Below are 16,811 nucleotides of genomic sequence, written 5' to 3'. Positions count from 1 at the left end.
TCTGCTCTTCCGAAAACTGCTTCCGCTTCATCTGTCCGTCCCTTTCCGGGGTCGGACTCTAGCTTCAACTGGAGGAAAAAACGGGGGTCACGTCAGTAGCCGTAGCCGTAGCAGCTTAGGCTAGGGGCGGGGCGTGGGCATGCGGATGGTTGCCGGATTGCCGACCGCGCGTGCACCGGGCGGGACATCGCTGAGTACCACGGCATTGGCCCCGATCACGGCATCGTCGCCGATCGTGACGGCGCCGAGGATGACGGCACCGGCGCCGACCTGCACGCGGTTTCCCAGCGTCGGCGCATCGAGCGGCCGCCGTTCGCTACGATTGCCGAGCGTGACGTTCTGACGCAGCAGGCAGTCGTCGCCGATCACGCTGGAGCCATGCACGACGATCCCGCCGAAATGTTCGATCCGCAACCGCCGCCCGATCCGCGCGGTTTCCGGCAGGGAGATACCGCACCGCACCTCGACCCACTTGCCCGCAAGCTTGGTCCATATCCCCCATATCGTGCGAACGATCCCGCGCCGGCGCGCCAGACGGGGCGCCGACAGCCGATAGACCGCCAGCGCCCAGAAGCCCTGGGACAGCCAGCCCTCGCGGTGATTGCGTCGATCTTCGCAGAGCAACGCGAACGGCCCAGGATTCGGCTCAGTCATGCGGATGCGTTGCTTATGCGCGACGCTTTATAGCGTGCTGCCAGACGATGCCCGAAATCGGTCGACGGTCGCTCCAAGTAGCGTGTGCTCAGATGCGCGATTACAAAGGTAATCAGGAAGCTGAGTGGTCTCTTGAGGTACCGTTCTGTCCGGTCGCCTGAACCCAACCATCCCGCATATGTGATGGGATGAACCACATATAATGCGTAGGAAATCGTGGCGAAGTATCGCAAGATTTTGCTTTCTAGAACGCGTCGATAGCCGGAATGAGGATAGCCGAAAGACAGGCCGACCAAGCCTGCTGCGAAATAGGGCCTCAAATAAGCGAGTAGGGGCACGGTATGGCGCACATATTGCTGCGTGCCCGCCAGGAGCAGCGCAATCAGCAACGCCGATGCGGCGCCCGAGGCCTTCCCTAGCGCGACAGGTTTGCGTCCGGACAGCAATAGCGCGAGCATTGCGCCAGCCAGGATCTCGTCGACACGGTCGAACGTGGTTACGCCGACTGTTGTCCCGCGCCACACACGTGCCACGGTGATCGCAATCCCACAAAACGGCAGCAGATAGAGTCCCTTGCGACGAAAAACCGAAACTATCAGTGCAATGAACATATAGAACTGCATTTCGATGGAGAGACTCCAGAAATGCGGTGCGTATCGCAAATAATATTGTGAAAGGTTCGCGTAGAAAAACAGGTTGGCTACGACGATGTCCATAGGACGTCCCGGAGCAATCAAAACGAAGGCGATGAACGTCCAGGCGAGTGGCACGATGCGGAATAAGCGTTTGATCAGGAACGTTACGACCGTCTGATCTCTCAGCAGCGTCGTCGTTATCAGGAATCCGGACAGCACAAAGAATATCGCCATTCCCGCAGCGGCGACGGCTTCGTTTAGAAAATACGCTTTTGGCCCGATCGGGAGCATATGACCCGCGAGAACCATTATGATAGAAAGCCCCCTCCATCCGTCAAGCACCGCGAGGTGTGCTTTGGCGCGGGGGTCGTAAGCAAATTTTTCGGTCATCGTACCTTTTACCGCAGGCCACCAATCATAAGCTGCGGTTGACGCCGACTTGCAGTCAGCCAGCTAGGAAGGCTTGGGGCCTGCCCTATTATACACCCAAGTATGAAGACAAACTCTACGTTTACGGACAGATAATACAGCATATTGTCGCTGACAGACACGACCGCATAACCGACTATCGCTAGGAAAATATACAGTTTTTCCGACGACGTCGTAGCCCGGAACAGGCTCACGGCAACGATGCTGACCAGGAGATAGACGAACGAAAGCATGAGCACGAGGCCGCCTTCGAAGATCGTTTGGACATACACATTGTGCGCACCGCTTCCGTTGGTGCTGGTGAGGGCGAAGAAGTCCCGCGACAGCGGCGCAAAAGACGACAGGCCATATCCGAACGTCATTTTGCGTTCGATCCAAGGCCATGCCGCCTGCCACAGGTAGCGACGCCATGTTCCAGAATCGACTTCGACGAACTGCGATGCGTCAACGTCACCGTGCGATATGCTGACCAGATATGCATAGCTCATTTCCGGTGCGCCCTCCGCCGCATTGGTGATGCGGTCCATAACGCCCGGAACCAACATGGCGAGCGGTCCCGCCAATAATATCGGTATCAGATACAGAGGACGCTGAAACGCCGTGTAGACGATCAAGAACAACGCCGTCGCAACATACGCAGAGCGCGTCCCGGTGAGTAGAAGTTCCAGTGCCGCAACAACGAGCAATATCCAGACGGCATTGCGTTGCCATCCGCTGCGTAGGTAGTTGCTAAGCTGCGCATGATACAGGAACGATATGTAAATCATCATGAAGAAGGCGAGGATATTCGGATGCGTAAAACTAGCCTCCAGCCGTTCTCCCATATCTCCTAACGCGATTTGTATAAGGCCGGTTGCCAATGGCACCACGCCTGAAAGTGCAACCGCCAGCGTCAATACTCGTCGCCCGATATACGGCGCATAGTACAGCGCGAGCATGGATACTGCTGCGAAGGTCAGGTAATTGAAGAGAACTTGAATGGCTTCCGCGAACACTGGAGAGTGCACCGCTGCGATCAACGCCGCCAGCAAGAATGGAGCCCAGATAATCGCTGCTGTGCGGATGACGGTTTGTGCCCGTCGATCCACGAGTAGCGCATGGAGCATCACCAAGGTGGCCAGGGCCACGAACAGGAAATTGAACAGGAATCCTGGTGTGATGCTGAAAGCACCAAGATTCATTCGACCAAGACCGAATAAAGGATCCAGCGAAGGACGTGCCACCAGCATAGGCAGTACGATTGATACGAACGGCAGCGTTCGTCTTTGGGGCACGGCGATCATGGAGCGATGTTCCCCCGGTTGCGGACCGGCTCTCACCTCGGTCCGACTCTAGTAAGCCCTGGCTCTTCCAGTACAGGCCATCGCGTTGCGGCGACGGCGAGATACCTCTCCATTGGCGCCGCGTTTTGCATTATCGCTGCGGGGTTTCAAGCGCTCTGCGATCCGTTCGCCGCCAGTCGCCTTCGCTTCGTAGCTAAACGTGCCTGCGAGTGCCATCGCCGTGAATCATCCGCCCCGACGCCGCGGATCGCGAACAGGACGAAGAACAGCGAAAGGTTGGCGGACAGGTAATAGAGGATGTTGTCGCTCGCGAGAACGATCGCATAGGCGAGCACCAGGAGAAGCGCGAAGATCAGCTCGCCGCGTCCGAACGGGAGATTGGCCGCGTTCTGCAAGGCGGACGCGATATACGTCCACAGGAAGCCGAGTAGCAGGACGCCGCCGCCCTCGAACACGAGCTGGAGATAGGTGTTGTGCGCGAAGACCTCGCTCTCGCCGTTCGGCAGCAGCGCGAAGAACTGGCTCGAATAATGCGGGAACGACGCTAGCCCGCTGCCGAGCAGGGGATGGCTCGTGACCCATGGCCATGCCGATTCCCAGAGGTAGCGACGCCATGTCCCCGAGTCGACCGCGACATACCCCGAATCGGCGATATCGCCGCGCGCGACGCTGACGAGATAGTCATAGGTAAAGACCGGTGGGCCGCTGGTCGCGTCGCTGATCCGGTCGAGTACGCCCGGCACCAGCAGCGCGAGCGGCGGCAGGATGATGAGCGGTATCAGGTAGATCGGCCGGCGCAGGGCGGCATAGAGAAACAGGAAGACGAACATCCCGGCATAGCCTGCGCGCGTGCCGGTCAGCAGCAGTGCCAGCAGGCCGAGCGCGATCGGCAGCCACAGGACCAGACGCGCGCCGGCACTCTGTAGGTAGGCGCTGACCTGCGCATGAAACAGGAAGGCGACGTAGATCAGCAGGAAGAAGGCGAGGATGTTGGGATGCGGGAAGGTGCCCATGACCCGCGTGCCGGCGCCGCCGGTGGCGGCCTGGAACAAGGCGGTCAGGATCGGAATGACGCCCGACGCCGCGATCAGCATCGTCAGTCGCTCGCGGCCGATATGCGGTGCCCATGTCAGGGCCAGCAACGACACCGCCGCATAGGACAGATAGTTGAAGAGAACCTGCAGCGCCTGCGCCGGGACCGGCGATCGCGCTGCCGCGATTCCCGCCGCCACCAGCATCGGTGCCCATATGATCAGCGTCGTCACGACCGCGCGATCGGGCGTGCGGTGGACCAGGGCGGCGTTGACGGCGATCGCTGCGGCGAGGCCGACGAGCAGCAGGTTGAACAGGAAGCCCGCCGACAAATTCAGGGCGCCGACCTGCATCGTGACGCTGGCAAAGATCACGTCGAGCGAGGGGCGCAACGCGATCAGCGCGAGGATTCCCCACGCAAAAGGCGGCAATCCAGTCGCGATGCCGAGCGGCGTTTTGGCGATACTATCGGAACCGGACTGGACCATATTCATCCTTTGCCACGATGGCACATTGAGATGTTCACGCTTGTACAACACCACTTGCGAGCGACCTGAGGTATTGATAGCGCGTGCGGCGGCCGCGGGCCTGAACTGGAGGTGCGGCGCATGAACGTTGGCTATTTTACTAATCAATATCCTAAGATTAGTCATACCTTCATTCGGCGTGAGATCGCCGCAGTGGAGAATCTTGGGACAACCGTCGAGCGTTGGGCGATCAGGGGCTGGGATGCCGAGATCGCGGACCCGCTCGACGCGGCAGAGCAGCAGCGTACGCGGTATCTGTTGCGGGGCGGGGCGATCCCGCTCCTGACCGCGGCGTTCCTCGAACTGCTGCGGACGCCAAAGGCGTGGTTCGCGGCGTTGCGCCTGTCGTTCCGGATGATGAAGCGGTCCGATCGTGGGCCGCTGCTCCATCTCATCACCTTTCTCGAGGGCGCGATGCTGTCGCGCGGCATGCAGGCGGCCAAGCTCGATCATCTTCACACCCATTTCGGGACCAATGCCGCGGAGATCGCGATGATCGCGTCGTGTCTGAGCGGCGTGCCGTACAGCATGACGGTGCACGGGCAGGGCGAGTTCGATGCCCCCGTTGCGCTCAAGCTGAACCTCAAGGTCGCGCGGTCCGCGTTCGTCGTGGCGATCACCAATTATTGCGCGAGCCAGCTCTACCGGTGGGCCGACGTCGCCGATTGGGACAAGATCCATGTCGTGCACTGCGGTCTGTCGCAGGCGTTTCTGGAACAGGTGCCGACCCCCGTACCGGCGGTTCCGCATTTCGTGAACGTCGGGCGGCTGGATCAGCAAAAGGGGCATTTGATCCTGATCGAGGCGGTGGCACGGCTGCGGGCCGCCGGGACGCCCGTCCACGTGACGCTGGTCGGCGACGGCGATGCCCGCGGGCAGCTCGAAGCGGCGATCGCGCGTCTCGGGATCGCGCAGGATGTCACGATCACCGGCTGGGCCGACGAGGCGGCGGTGCGCGCGCATATCGTTGCCGCGCGCGCTATGGTGATGCCGAGCTTCGCCGAAGGGTTGCCGATCGTGGTCATGGAAGCGCTGGCGCTTGGCCGCCCGGTCCTGGCCTCCAACGTCGCGGCGATGGCGGATCTCGTCGTCAACGGTGAAACCGGCTGGCTCTTTTCGCCAGGGTCGGTGGATGCGGTAACGCGGGCGATGGCCGATTGCATCGCAACGCCGGTCGAGACCTGCACCGCGATGGGCGAGCGCGGCCGGGCCTTGATTCGCGACCGTCACGACGCGTCACGCGAGGCGCGCAAGATCTACGATCTGATGACGGCCTATAAGACGGCCCATAAGATGGGCCATAAGATGGGCCATAAGATGGAACGCCGCGCATGACGCTATTGAGTGCGGTGCTGGTCGTGATCGCGCTGGTGCCGCTTCCGGCGAGCATTCTGCTGGCGGCGCAGATGTTGGCCTCGCTGAAGCGTCGACCGGACCGCCTCCAGTCGCGGACGGGAACGGGGACGGCTTGTCCCGCCTTTACGGTCGTGGTGCCGGCGCATGACGAAGCTACGGTCATCGCCGCGACGATACGCTCGCTGCGTGCGCAGTTGCGCCCCGACGACCGACTGCTGGTGGTCGCCGACAATTGCACCGACGATACCGCCGCGATCGCGCGGTCCGAAGGGGCCATGGTGACCGAGCGGTTCGACGCCGAACGCCGCGGCAAGGGCTATGCGTTGGAATGGGGCGTCCGCCACGATCTGGCGCGCGCGACCGCGGTCACGATCGTCGTCGATGCGGATTGCCTGGTCAGTCCGGGGGGGCTGGAGGCACTGGCACGCGAGGCGGCGGTGAGCGGCCGGCCGGTGCAGGGTGATTACCTGCTCGAGGCGCCGGCGGGCGCAGGGCCGGGCACACGCTTCAGTGCCTTCGCGATTCGGATCAAGAACCGGGCGCGGCTGCTGGGTTCGCAGCGGCTCGGTATTCCGTGCGTTCTCACCGGCAGCGGCATGGCGTTTCCGCGCGCGGTGCTCGACGACATCCACCTGGGATCGGGCGAGATCGTCGAGGATCTGTTGATGTCGGTTGACTTGGCGCTCGCCGGCGCACCGGCACGGTTCTGCCCCGACGCGCGGATCACCAGTCCGTTGCCGCTCGATCGCGCCGCGGCGGATGGTCAGCGTGCCCGGTGGGAGCGCGGGTATCTGTCGGTCGCGCGCCGTTTCGCCTGGCGCCTCGTCGCTGCGGGGTTTCGTCGTCGTTCGCCCCGCCTGATCGGCATGGGTATCGACATCGCGATTCCACCGCTCAGCCTGTTCGCGGTTGCATTGATGGGTTTGGTCGTGGTCACGCTCGCCGGCATGCTGTTCGGTGCGTCGCCCGCGGGCTTCATCATTGCAGCGATCCAGCTCGCCGTGTTTCTCATCACCGTGACAACCGGCTGGCTGGTATATGGCCGAGACCTGCTCAATTTCGGCGACTTCATCGCCTTGCCGCTGAAAATTTTCGCCAAGATTCCTTTTTATGTCCGGCTCGCACGGCGCCCGCAGCAGGGCTGGGTACGGACCGCGCGCGATAGCGAGGATCGCGAACCCTAATCAAAATGCGGTGGGCTCTGGCGCATCTTCGTCTCAGGCGATCGAATAGTAAGAATGGGGCCATGGCGTTCCGGGAAAATTGCCTTAACAGGCCCCCCGCGACTGTCTGGACGGCCAGTTTTCTGGCGTGTTCGATGGCCGCATCGCGCCAATGTTTTTTACGTGCATTCAGACGATTGTCACGAAGTGTCCCATAATGCTGCATCGAGCGGTGAATCGCAGCAGGCAAGTTGCCGATTTGTCGCGCCTGGAATATGACGAGCCGAAGGAATGGTGGCTAATGCATTTAATTCGCTCAATGTTATTTGCGGTATTGTTCGCGTCGGGATCGCTCGCCGTGGCGCAGCGGCCGGCCGATCCGGTGGCACCGGCGGGTAAGGTTCAGTCGTCGACACCCGCTACGGCGACGGCGACGGCGACATCTGCCGCCCCGCCTGTCACGGCATCGGCAACGGCATCGGCAACGGCCTCGGCAGGGGCATCGCCGGGTTCGACGACGGTGTCGGATAGCACGCAGGACGATTATCGACTCGGCGTGGCGGACAAGATTCGCATCATCGTTTTCAACGAGGAAACGCTGTCCGGCGAGTTTTCGGTAAGCGATTCGGGAACGTTGTCGCTGCCGCTGATCGGTGACGTCCAGGCACGCGGCCGTTCGCCGCGCGAAGTCGTCAAGGACATCACGGCGAAGCTGGCCGACGGGTATCTTCGCGAGCCCCGCGTCAGCCTGGATGTGCTGACCTATCGCCCGTTCTACATCATGGGCGAAGTGACCAAGCCCGGCGAATATCCTTACACAAACGGGCTGACCGTGATGAATTCGGTCGCGCGCGCAGAGGGTTTCACCTACCGGGCAAATAAGGGAAAAGTGTTTATCAAGCGCGCGGGAGAGACCGAAGAACGTCGCTATCCGCTGCAGGCTGATTTGCGCGTTTACCCCGGGGACACGGTACGAATTGGCGAACGCTTTTTCTAAATGAGCGGGCTTAGGGGGCGGGTAAAGAGAGGGATACGATGAAGCAGTTTTCTAGGGCGATGGTCGTTGTCGCATTGAGTGCGGTCGCACTGCCGACGTCAGCCAACGCCGTGCGTCCGGTCGTGCGTGCAGCCGAGCCGGACGCATTGGCGGTCCAGTCGGTCATCGCGGCGTTGCGCGGCGTGATGCGTGCACAGGCGGCCAGCGCCACGTCGCAGGACATCGAGGCTGCGCTCGTCTTCGCGCTCGACCAGCAACAGCAACCGGCTCCGGTGTCTCTCACCGCGCTGAACTATCTGCTGGGTAATCCCGACTATGCCCACAAGGTTCGGGCGGCGTTGGTGAACGTGCGCCTTTCGGTGCGGCGTGGACAGCGCGGTACGGCGTCGATCGCCGACGGTGGCGACCCGACGTTGATTGCGGGGCCGATCGTGACCGGCGGGAACGCCGGCGCGACGTATTCGGCACCGAACTAAAGCCAGACGGGCCCGGCCCGCTTTTGACCATCGCGGGAGCAAATGGATCCCGCCTTTGAATAGCGCGGGAGCGTATCATGATTAAACGTTACGCGGCCGCTTGTGTCGGCCTTTCTTCGCTCTGGACGGGGGTCGCCGAGGCCCAGATCTACATCAGCAACGATCCGATCGATGCTGTCGTCCCCTTGATCTACAACCGCGGTCGCAACGAGAGCGTTCTCGATCGACCCAGGCCCGAAGTGAACGCGGTCGGCGTACCGCTCGGCAGCTTTACGGTCTTGCCGCAATTTACCAGTCAGCTGGGGTATACCAGCAACGTTCTGCAGACCGCGGACAATCAAAAGTCCGACGCGTTCGTGCGGTTTCAGCCGCGCCTGCTGGCGAAGTCGAACTGGTCGTTGCACAGTCTGCAGCTCGAGGGCGCGGGCGATTTCGTCCGCTACGCCGACCAGACCGCCCGCAACGAAAACGGCTGGAGCGTCAGCGGTCGTGGTCGCTACGATGTGAACGGTGACATCGCGATCAGCGGGCAGCTCGATACCGCGCGCCGGTACGAAACGCAGTTCTCCGGCGCCTCGCTGGTCAACGTCCTGACGATCACGCCGTATCAGCGCTCGCAGGCCAAGCTGCTGGGCGACGCACGGTTCGGCCGGATTCGTGCCGTGCTGTCCGGCGACTATACCGACTATAACTTCAAGTCGGTTCGCACGCTCGACAATGTCGAAGTGTCGCAGGACGGGCGTGACCGCAAGGTTGCGCGCGGTGCGGGCCAGTTCGAATATGGCTTGAGCCCGGACGCCGGCGTTTTCGTCCAGCTTGGCTATACCGACACGAGCTATCGCCTGCCGCTGACGTTCGACCAGCCGAGCCGCAGCTCGCACGAAGTGCGTGCACTGGCCGGCGTGACCTTCGATCTGACCGCGTTGATGCGCGGTTCGTTCGGCGCCGGGTATATCACGCGCAATTTCGACAGCGCGGCGTACAAGACCGCCAAGGGTCTGACGATCGATGCCCGGCTGGAATATTTCCCCACGCCGCTGACGACGGCGACGCTGGCCGTCAACCGCACGGTTCAGGATGCGACGCTGGCTAGCGGCGGCTTCTTCAACACCACCACGGCGTTTCGTCTCGATCACGAGCTGTTGCGCACGCTGTTGCTGAATTACGCCGTGTCGTACGAAGTCGATACGTATATCGGCATACCGGGCAAGGCCAAGATCGGGCAGGTGAGCGGCGGTGCACGCTATCTCATGAACCGACTGCTGACGGGCAACCTTGATCTGACCTATGCAAACCGCAAGAGCGATTTTGTCGGCGTGAACGGTCCGCGATTGTCCGAATTCCGGGCGCTCGTCGGCGTCGCGATCCACCGCTAATCACCGCTAATCACGTACGGAGACGTAAACTCATGGTAATGGAACGTCCGGGGGACCTGAATGGTCCTGCGATGCCGCCGAGCGGTGTCGGCGTGATTCGGTCGCTGTCTGGCGCCGTAAAGGCCATGTTCCAGCGCCGGTGGCGGACGTTCGTTGCGGTGGCGGCGACCGTGCTGGTCGTCGGCATCGCGCTCGTCATGATGATGCCCTGGCGGTACGAAGCGGTGGCGCGCGTTAAGATCGACCCGTCGGCAAACGCCGCGCTGGGTCGGATGGACGGTGAGCGCCCCGACCAGAATATCTTCGATACCGAAGTGAACGTCGTCAAGTCGCGCGACGTCGCGATCGGCGTCGTTCGCAAGCTCGGGCTCGCCAATCGTGCCGACCTGACCAAGGGCCTGCCGGAATTGCCGCGCAATCCGACCCCGGAACAAGAGCAGAAGCGGGTCGACATGATCGCCTCGCGGTTGCTGTCGAAGATCTCCGCCGACCGTGACAAGATGACGTACGTCGTCAACATCGGTTACACCGCGGCAGATCGTTTGCTCGCAGCCGAGGTCGCCAACGGCTTTGCCAGCGAATACATCGCGTACAGCCGCGGCCAGCGAACCGGCGCGGCGTCGCGGGAAACCAGCTATCTCGATCAACGTCTGGCCGCGCTGAATCAGCAGGCTGCATTGGCGGATGCACGGCTCGCGCAATATCGCGCCCAGGCCGGTATCGTCGGCGGCGGATCGTCGACCGTGACGGATCAGCAGATCAGCCCGCTTGCGGGTCAGCTTGCGACCGCCGAGTCCGAAGCCGCTGCAGCGCAGGCTCGCCTGGCAGTCGCCGGCAGCCAGATCGCGTCCGGCGGCATCGATGCGGTTTCGGCCGTGCTCGATTCGAAGGTCATCGCCGATCTCCGTTCGCAGCGGGCGCAGATCGTTCAGCGTCAGGGCGAGGTGCTGTCGCGGTACGGAGCGCGGCATCCCGAGAGCGTGAAGATCAAGGAGCAGCTTTCCGCGATCGACAAGCAGATCCAGGACGAGGCCAATCGCAACATCGGCGGGCTTCGCAGCGAAGCCAGTGCCGCCGCGGCGCGGGCCGGCAGCCTGCGCAGCGAAATGGGCAAGCTTCGCGGCCAGCAGTCCAGCGATACGCGCGCCTCCGCGCTCGCGGAAACCTACCAGCGTCAGGCCGACGCGGCGCATGCGGCGTATAATCGTCTGGCCGAGCAGGCGCAGACGATGAACCAGGTTGCGCGCAGTTCGCTGACGCAGGCGCAGATCATCGAGTCGGCGGTGCCGCCCTCTGCGCCCACGTCGCCGAACCGGCCGATGCTGGTGATCCTCACGATTATCGCCGCGATCGGTGCGGGCATCGTCGTGATCGGCGCACAGGAAGTGCTGGCCAAGGGGCTGTACTCGATCGACGATCTGGAACAGCTTGGCCTCCCGGTGCTCGCGACGATCCCCAAGTTGCGGCCCGGGCGCGGCTCGGCAAAGCATTCGCCGGCAACGTATCTGATCGACCGTCCGATGAGTGCCTATGCCGAAGCGTTTCGTACGCTCCGGCGATCGATCGGCCCCGCCAAGAGCGTGGCGATCGTGTCCACGCTTCCCAACGAAGGTAAGACGAGCAGCGCGCTGGCGCTGGCCCGGATCTGCGCCATGTCGAAGGAGCGCGTGCTGCTGATCGATGCCGATCTGCGACGGGCGGGCTTGATCGAAGCAGCCGGCATCAAGCCCGAGCGTGGCTTGGTCGAGTTGCTGCGCGGCGAGGCCTCGCTTAGCGACGTGATCATCCCCGATGCTGTCCCTGGGCTGGATCTCATTCCGGTCGCGAACAGCTCGTTCATCGCCGAGGATCTGTTTGCGGGCAACGCGCTCTCCAATCTGATCGCGTCGCAGATGGATCGCTACGACCGGATCGTGATCGATACGCCGCCGCTGCTGGGTGTCGCCGACGCGCGGTCGGCGGCCAATGTGGCCGAGCGAACCGTGATCGTGGTGAAGTGGGGTGCGACGCCGGAGAATGCGGTTCGCAGCGCGCTGGCGTGGCTGAGTCATGACGGCGTCGATGTCGCGGGTGCGGTCTTCTCAATGGTCGAGATTTCGTCCGAGGCGTATGGCGGGATGTACTACTCCAAGAAATACGCCAACTATTACAATGCGGACTGACCCTTTCGGGGCACAGTCTGCGGCGATCGGTACGCGGCGGGCCGGAGGGGCGGTCCCCCTCCGGCCAGGCGACTATGATGCGCCGTATGCGAGCCACTGGATGCAGCGGGCCGCTATCGCGGTTCTGGTAGCGGCGCTGTGTCTGGCGCTGGTCAATCTTGTCACCGAACTCCGTGTCGCGGCAATGCGAACCGCACTCGATGCGCAGCAATCCGAGGCGGAGGTCGCATGGCCTTGGCTGGTGGACGATCGACCCGCCGCGATGCTGGCGCCCCGCACTGCGCTGCTGCGGGGGATGCTGCGGACCTATGATGCGTTGGACGAACCTGCGCCGCGTCGCGCTGCGATGCTGGCGGACGCCGCGGTAGATCTGGCGCGGACGCGGGGCGTTCGGACCTGGTGGTCCGAAGCGGACGTGGCACAGTCGTATCGGGCGTTGCTGGCGGACGGACCGGACTCGCCTGCCGCGGTGGCGGGGCTCGTGCGGAGCTACGAATCGGCGCCGTTCCTGCGCGGTGCGGCACCGTGGCGGATACGCTATGGCGCGGCCTTGTGGGCAAAGCTTTCAGCGGCCGATCATGCCCGGATCGTGGACGAGACGGTCTGGCTCGCGGGTGCATCGGGGCGAACCTATGGCTATGCAACCGGACTGGTTGCCGGGACACCGGCCGAAGCGCCGGTGGCAGCGAGACTCGCCGAGATGGCGCGCTAGACCCATAGCTCGCATGATGGTGGCGCGGGGAGGGGGCGAAGATCGTTCGGTCCCCGGTGCCGGCGTCCTATGACGATCGCCGACGCTGCGCCGCGATCGATATCCGGCGACGGCACCGTCGATCATGCCATCGTCACGGGCTGTCTAACCGAGCCACCCCAGACGGTTCCGATCAGGAACGCCGCGAGCGATGCGAAGGCCGGTATATCGAGCGTGATATCGACGCTGGCACAGGCGAGGATGACGCCGATCGCCGATATCGAGGCGCGGATCATCGGTTGTCGCCGGATGGCCGATGACCGGATCGCGGGCCAGGCGAGCAACCCCGCCGCGGTCAGGATCAACACCAGATAGGGCCATCCGCCGACCAGCAGCAGCGAGAGGAAAAGGTTATGCGGCGAGTGGACGAACCATATCCGCGCCGCGTCCGTCGTCGACGAGAGCGCGTGGAGCGTGATGTCGTCGAGTCCGCCGGGTCCGACGCCCCAGGGATGCGCGAGCACGATCCTGCCGTAGAACGCCCAGATCCTGGTCCGTTCGATACCGTCGGTCGACACCGTCTGAAACCTGTCGCTGACGACATCGCCGACCAGGAACAGCATCACCGCGACGCCGATCGCGAGCGCCGCCAGCAGCAAGACGATGTACCGAGTCCGCTGTCGGGCCTGTTCTCGCAACTCCTGGTCGAATATCGTCGCGAGCAGGAGGGCCACCAGGGTTGCCGCCAGCGCCGTCCGCGACGCGGTGATCGCACACGCGCCGATCCCCGCCAGCAACGCGACAGGGGCGGCGATCATGATCGGCAATGGGGCAGGATCGAGCCGTCGGGGCAGCAAGGTGAGAAATCGTCCGAGGCCGAGCACCGCAGGGATGCCGAACAGACATCCGGCGGCGTTCGCGTTCAAGATCGTCCCGGTAAAGCGACCCGCGAGGAAGCCCTTGTCATAGCCCCAGACTCGGCTCGGATCGGCTTCGTTCATCGCAAACCCGGCCGCCAGCAGGATCAGCGAGACCATGATCCAGGTATCGAGCGAGACGCGCGCGCCGCCCGGTCGCCACGCCACCGCCGCCGCGGCGACAAGGACCGCAACGCCGCCGATATAGCGGACGACGCCGCCACGATTGAGATCCGGGGCGATCCAGCCACGATGGAGCAGATCGATGCTAGGCATCGTGCCGGAGGCGAGCCACACGGCGGCAAGACCGAGCACCGCCAGCGGCGGTGCCAGACGCCGCCAGAACGTCGACGGCGGCGCTACCAGGAGCACGACCAGGATCGTCGCCAGGATTTCCACAGCCGCGGCGGCGGCGGCCAGCAAGGGGCCGTCGGCGGCCAGAGCCATCATCTGGCCGAACAGGACGACGGGGACGATCACTGCGGCAATGCGGGTCCGACGATCCGACCCGGAGCGCGTCATCATGCTATCCTCTTGCTTTATCGCGCTAAGGTCGGCGAATTGTTTGCGGTCATAGAGCCGAGCCTGGAATACTCCAGCGCTTTTGGCGGGCCACCAGCGCACCGGCGATGTGCCATTCCAGGACCGATTCCGATCTTGCAATGCGAAACGATCGCGCCAGTGTGAGGCCATGTCGATCCGCTGTGTATTTGGTCATCAAGCCCGTGCGAGCCAGCGCAATGCCGGGCTTTGCGTCGGTGTTTGCGATCATTGCGGGGCCACCGTCATCAGCACGGCCGGCGGGCGCTGGTGGAAGCTGTCCAGCCACTACCGCATCGTCTGGGCCGAACGCGGACGGCACGCGGTGTCACCGTATGAGGCATTGCGAAAGGCCCGCCGGCGCGCGTCGCCGCTGCATCGGTTGCGACCATCGCGCGACTCATTCGGTGGCTATCACATCAACTAAATCGGTCGCGACCGGTTCGATGCGGACGCCGACACACCCCCGGCGTCGGGATCAAAAGGCGGTGAATCCCCAGATCAGCAATGCCCAGCCGGCGATCGAGACGGCGGCTATGATAGTCATGGTGGACCGCGGCGAAGGCCCCACACGGCGGACATCGGAAGCGCGGTCGGCATCGGTCGTGCCGGTCGCGACCGAATCGGGAGCAATCGGATTTGCACCGACCGGGAGCGTAACGACGTTTTCCTCGAACGCGGCGCTGACCCGGCCGCGCGGCAGCGACGTCATGAACACGCAGCCATAGCCGGTTGCGCTGCGCCGGACGACGCGCGCCTCGACACTGCCGACGCCGGCGATGCCGATCGTGATCTGCTCGTCGGGCAGCAACGTCTCGTCGGTCTCGATACGACATCCGTCGCGCGTGAGATCGGCAATCCGAATGACAAGCTGGGCGCGATTCTCGCTACGCAACGTGCCCGAACGGCCTAGCGGCACGCGCGGTTCGCTTCGCAAGTCGGTCGTGTTTACTTTTGCCTGGGAACGCATGGCACGCATAAAGTCCTCCGGTCTCCCGACCTAATTGCGCGCGGTTAATAAAGTGTTCAGCGACACCCAAAACTGTCCCGATTTCACCGTATGTGTTGGAATGGGTTGGCAAACAACTCCGTTGACTACGCCGCCAAGGCACCTATCAACGCACCCGGATTGGGTAGTTTCCCGGTCTCGCGTGGTGGTTGGAGGGTAATTCATGAATCGTGCGGCCGACGATTCCGCTATTGGCGTACACGCGAAAACCGGGATGGTGCGGGCCTCGGCACACATGGTGCGTATCCGCATTTATGCATTGCTGCTCGCGCTGGACGTGACCGCGATTATCCTCGGCGTGGTGATGGCGATACCGTTGCGCGTGACGCATGCAAATTGGTTTGGCGTGCTGATACTCCTGCTGCCGCTGTTCGTGACGATCTCGTTCAATTCGAAGGCCTATTCGGTCGATGCACTCCATTCGACCGAGACCGGTATTTGGGCGAGCCTGCAATCGTTGTTTCTTTCCTACACGCTGTTATTTCTCACTTATTACCTGTTCAAGGTCGACCCTTTGGCGTCGCGGCTCATCATGATCTGTTCCGCGGTTGCGGCGGCGATCCTGATGTATGGTTTCCGTGAGGTCGTCGGCCAGTGGCTGATCCCGTATCTGGGCACGGCCGTCACGGCCGAGATCCTTATCGTCGACCGAGTTTCGCTCGGCGACAGGGCCAGTATCACGACTGTCGATGCGGAGGCGTTGGGGCTTCGTCCGGATCTGCAGGATCCGACGATGCTCAATAGGTTCAGCCAGGTCATTCGTGGGCTCGACCGTGCCGTCATCCTGTGTCCGCCGGACGCGCGTCGGGCTTGGGCGATGATGCTGAAGGGGGCCGGCGTCCGGGGCGAGATCATCGTCGAGGATGTCGACGAACTGCGCCCGATCGGCGTCGGCGCGCTCGATGGCCGTTTCACGCTCGGGGTATCCGCGGGGCCGCTCACGCTGCGCAACCGGGCGATGAAGCGCGCCTTCGACGTCGCGGTTTCGGCGGCTGCGCTGATCGCGATGTTCCCGGTCCTGTTGCTGATCGCGATCGCCATCAAGGTCGACAGCCCCGGCCCGATATTGTTCCGGCAGCGGCGCGTGGGGCGTGGCAACGCCTTTTTCGATATCCTGAAGTTCCGCAGCATGCGCGTCGAGAGCAGCGATGCCGACGGTGCTCGCTCGACCCAGCGCGATGACAATCGCATCACTCGCGTCGGGCGGCTGATCCGAAGCACCAGCGTCGATGAGTTGCCGCAGCTGATGAACGTCCTGCTGGGCCATATGAGCATCGTCGGACCGCGACCGCATGCGCTGGGGTCGCTGGCTGGAGAGGATCTGTTCTGGGAGGTCGACGAGCGATATTGGCATCGCCATGCGCTGAAGCCCGGCATTACCGGTCTGGCGCAGGTCCGTGGGTTCCGGGGTGCGACGCATACCCGCGACGATCTCGTCCTGCGTCTTCAGGCCGATCTTGAATATGCCGATGGCTGGCGACTGAAGCGCGACCTGATCATCATATTCGCGACGTTCAAGGTGCTCGTTCACAAGAACACCTATTGAAGATAGGCGGTTGAGCGT

15 protein-coding genes are annotated in these 16,811 nt (G+C 63.1%); 9 read left to right on the top strand and 6 right to left on the bottom strand.

Going from position 1 to position 16,811, the window contains the following annotated elements; translation table 11 throughout:
• Window positions 1–120: 120 nt before the first annotated feature.
• The 4 genes from C8J46_RS19950 to C8J46_RS19935 form a co-directional block, all read right to left on the bottom strand.
• The gene (locus tag C8J46_RS19950; RefSeq protein WP_132742433.1) at window positions 121–654 is read right to left on the bottom strand and encodes a serine acetyltransferase; all 534 of its coding nucleotides are present in this window, start codon (window positions 652–654) and stop codon (window positions 121–123) included.
• Window positions 651–1,679, bottom strand: coding sequence for an acyltransferase (locus C8J46_RS19945; RefSeq protein ID WP_132742432.1), 1,029 nt, complete (start codon window positions 1,677–1,679; stop codon window positions 651–653). The genes C8J46_RS19950 and C8J46_RS19945 overlap by 4 nt, the downstream gene beginning before the upstream one ends.
• A gap of 8 nt (window positions 1,680–1,687) precedes the next feature.
• A complete protein-coding gene (locus tag C8J46_RS19940; RefSeq protein ID WP_132742431.1) occupies window positions 1,688–3,001 on the bottom strand; it encodes an O-antigen ligase family protein in 1,314 nt (437 codons plus the stop codon).
• A 146-nt stretch (window positions 3,002–3,147) separates the two neighbouring features.
• Window positions 3,148–4,521, bottom strand: coding sequence for an O-antigen ligase family protein (locus C8J46_RS19935; RefSeq protein ID WP_165886690.1), 1,374 nt, complete (start codon window positions 4,519–4,521; stop codon window positions 3,148–3,150).
• 120 nt (window positions 4,522–4,641) lie between these two features.
• On the opposite strand from C8J46_RS19935, the gene C8J46_RS19930 reads away from it, so the two are divergent.
• The 7 genes from C8J46_RS19930 to C8J46_RS19900 all read left to right on the top strand — a co-directional run bounded on the left by C8J46_RS19930 (window position 4,642) and on the right by C8J46_RS19900 (window position 12,802).
• Window positions 4,642–5,895 (top strand): glycosyltransferase family 4 protein, encoded by a 1,254-nt coding sequence (locus C8J46_RS19930; protein ID WP_132742429.1) that lies wholly within the window; start codon window positions 4,642–4,644, stop codon window positions 5,893–5,895.
• Window positions 5,892–7,100 carry a glycosyltransferase family 2 protein gene (locus C8J46_RS19925; protein WP_132742428.1) on the top strand — a complete coding sequence of 403 codons (1,209 nt, stop codon included), beginning with the start codon at window positions 5,892–5,894 and terminating at the stop codon, window positions 7,098–7,100. Before C8J46_RS19930 ends, C8J46_RS19925 begins: the two co-directional genes overlap by 4 nt.
• A 211-nt stretch (window positions 7,101–7,311) precedes the next feature.
• Window positions 7,312–8,076 (top strand): polysaccharide biosynthesis/export family protein, encoded by a 765-nt coding sequence (locus C8J46_RS19920; protein WP_243643537.1) that lies wholly within the window; start codon window positions 7,312–7,314, stop codon window positions 8,074–8,076.
• A 38-nt stretch (window positions 8,077–8,114) separates the two neighbouring features.
• Window positions 8,115–8,552 (top strand): hypothetical protein, encoded by a 438-nt coding sequence (locus tag C8J46_RS19915; protein WP_132742427.1) that lies wholly within the window; start codon window positions 8,115–8,117, stop codon window positions 8,550–8,552.
• A gap of 77 nt (window positions 8,553–8,629) precedes the next feature.
• The gene (locus C8J46_RS19910; RefSeq protein WP_132742426.1) at window positions 8,630–9,928 is read left to right on the top strand and encodes an outer membrane beta-barrel protein; all 1,299 of its coding nucleotides are present in this window, start codon (window positions 8,630–8,632) and stop codon (window positions 9,926–9,928) included.
• Window positions 9,929–9,960: 32 nt separating this feature from the next.
• Window positions 9,961–12,090 carry an AAA family ATPase gene (locus C8J46_RS19905; RefSeq protein WP_132742425.1) on the top strand — a complete coding sequence of 710 codons (2,130 nt, stop codon included), beginning with the start codon at window positions 9,961–9,963 and terminating at the stop codon, window positions 12,088–12,090.
• On the top strand, window positions 12,080–12,802 hold the full coding sequence (locus C8J46_RS19900; protein ID WP_132742424.1) for a hypothetical protein: 723 nt from the start codon (window positions 12,080–12,082) through the stop codon (window positions 12,800–12,802). The genes C8J46_RS19905 and C8J46_RS19900 overlap by 11 nt, the downstream gene beginning before the upstream one ends.
• 122 nt (window positions 12,803–12,924) lie before the next feature.
• Here C8J46_RS19900 and C8J46_RS19895 read toward each other — a convergent pair whose 3' ends face one another.
• The gene (locus tag C8J46_RS19895) at window positions 12,925–14,220 is read right to left on the bottom strand and encodes an O-antigen ligase family protein (protein ID WP_165886689.1); all 1,296 of its coding nucleotides are present in this window, start codon (window positions 14,218–14,220) and stop codon (window positions 12,925–12,927) included.
• 169 nt (window positions 14,221–14,389) lie between these two features.
• Between C8J46_RS19895 and C8J46_RS19890 the strand changes: the two genes are divergently transcribed.
• Window positions 14,390–14,665 (top strand): hypothetical protein, encoded by a 276-nt coding sequence (locus C8J46_RS19890; protein WP_132742422.1) that lies wholly within the window; start codon window positions 14,390–14,392, stop codon window positions 14,663–14,665.
• A gap of 51 nt (window positions 14,666–14,716) precedes the next feature.
• Here the strand turns inward: C8J46_RS19890 and C8J46_RS19885 are convergent, their stop codons facing one another.
• On the bottom strand, window positions 14,717–15,208 hold the full coding sequence (locus tag C8J46_RS19885) for a PilZ domain-containing protein (protein ID WP_165886688.1): 492 nt from the start codon (window positions 15,206–15,208) through the stop codon (window positions 14,717–14,719).
• 274 nt (window positions 15,209–15,482) lie between these two features.
• On the opposite strand from C8J46_RS19885, the gene C8J46_RS19880 reads away from it, so the two are divergent.
• Window positions 15,483–16,793 carry a sugar transferase gene (locus C8J46_RS19880; RefSeq protein WP_165886687.1) on the top strand — a complete coding sequence of 437 codons (1,311 nt, stop codon included), beginning with the start codon at window positions 15,483–15,485 and terminating at the stop codon, window positions 16,791–16,793.
• The last annotated feature ends 18 nt before the right edge of the window (window positions 16,794–16,811 follow it).

This window comes from Sphingomonas sp. PP-F2F-A104-K0414, assembly GCF_004340945.1.
In the GTDB taxonomy this organism is placed as follows: Bacteria; Pseudomonadota; Alphaproteobacteria; order Sphingomonadales; family Sphingomonadaceae; genus Sphingomonas.
This window is presented reverse-complemented; position numbering and strand designations above follow the sequence as displayed.

Coding starts and splice junctions, on each gene's coding strand:
- C8J46_RS19950 (WP_132742433.1), bottom strand. CDS start 654: ATGACTGAGCCGAATCCTGGGCCGTTCGCGTTGCTCTGCGAAGATCGA.
- C8J46_RS19945 (WP_132742432.1), bottom strand. CDS start 1,679: ATGACCGAAAAATTTGCTTACGACCCCCGCGCCAAAGCACACCTCGCG.
- C8J46_RS19940 (WP_132742431.1), bottom strand. CDS start 3,001: ATGATCGCCGTGCCCCAAAGACGAACGCTGCCGTTCGTATCAATCGTA.
- C8J46_RS19935 (WP_165886690.1), bottom strand. CDS start 4,521: ATGGTCCAGTCCGGTTCCGATAGTATCGCCAAAACGCCGCTCGGCATC.
- C8J46_RS19930 (WP_132742429.1), top strand. CDS start 4,642: ATGAACGTTGGCTATTTTACTAATCAATATCCTAAGATTAGTCATACC.
- C8J46_RS19925 (WP_132742428.1), top strand. CDS start 5,892: ATGACGCTATTGAGTGCGGTGCTGGTCGTGATCGCGCTGGTGCCGCTT.
- C8J46_RS19915 (WP_132742427.1), top strand. CDS start 8,115: ATGAAGCAGTTTTCTAGGGCGATGGTCGTTGTCGCATTGAGTGCGGTC.
- C8J46_RS19910 (WP_132742426.1), top strand. CDS start 8,630: ATGATTAAACGTTACGCGGCCGCTTGTGTCGGCCTTTCTTCGCTCTGG.
- C8J46_RS19905 (WP_132742425.1), top strand. CDS start 9,961: ATGGTAATGGAACGTCCGGGGGACCTGAATGGTCCTGCGATGCCGCCG.
- C8J46_RS19900 (WP_132742424.1), top strand. CDS start 12,080: ATGCGGACTGACCCTTTCGGGGCACAGTCTGCGGCGATCGGTACGCGG.
- C8J46_RS19895 (WP_165886689.1), bottom strand. CDS start 14,220: ATGACGCGCTCCGGGTCGGATCGTCGGACCCGCATTGCCGCAGTGATC.
- C8J46_RS19890 (WP_132742422.1), top strand. CDS start 14,390: ATGTCGATCCGCTGTGTATTTGGTCATCAAGCCCGTGCGAGCCAGCGC.
- C8J46_RS19885 (WP_165886688.1), bottom strand. CDS start 15,208: ATGCGTTCCCAGGCAAAAGTAAACACGACCGACTTGCGAAGCGAACCG.
- C8J46_RS19880 (WP_165886687.1), top strand. CDS start 15,483: ATGGTGCGTATCCGCATTTATGCATTGCTGCTCGCGCTGGACGTGACC.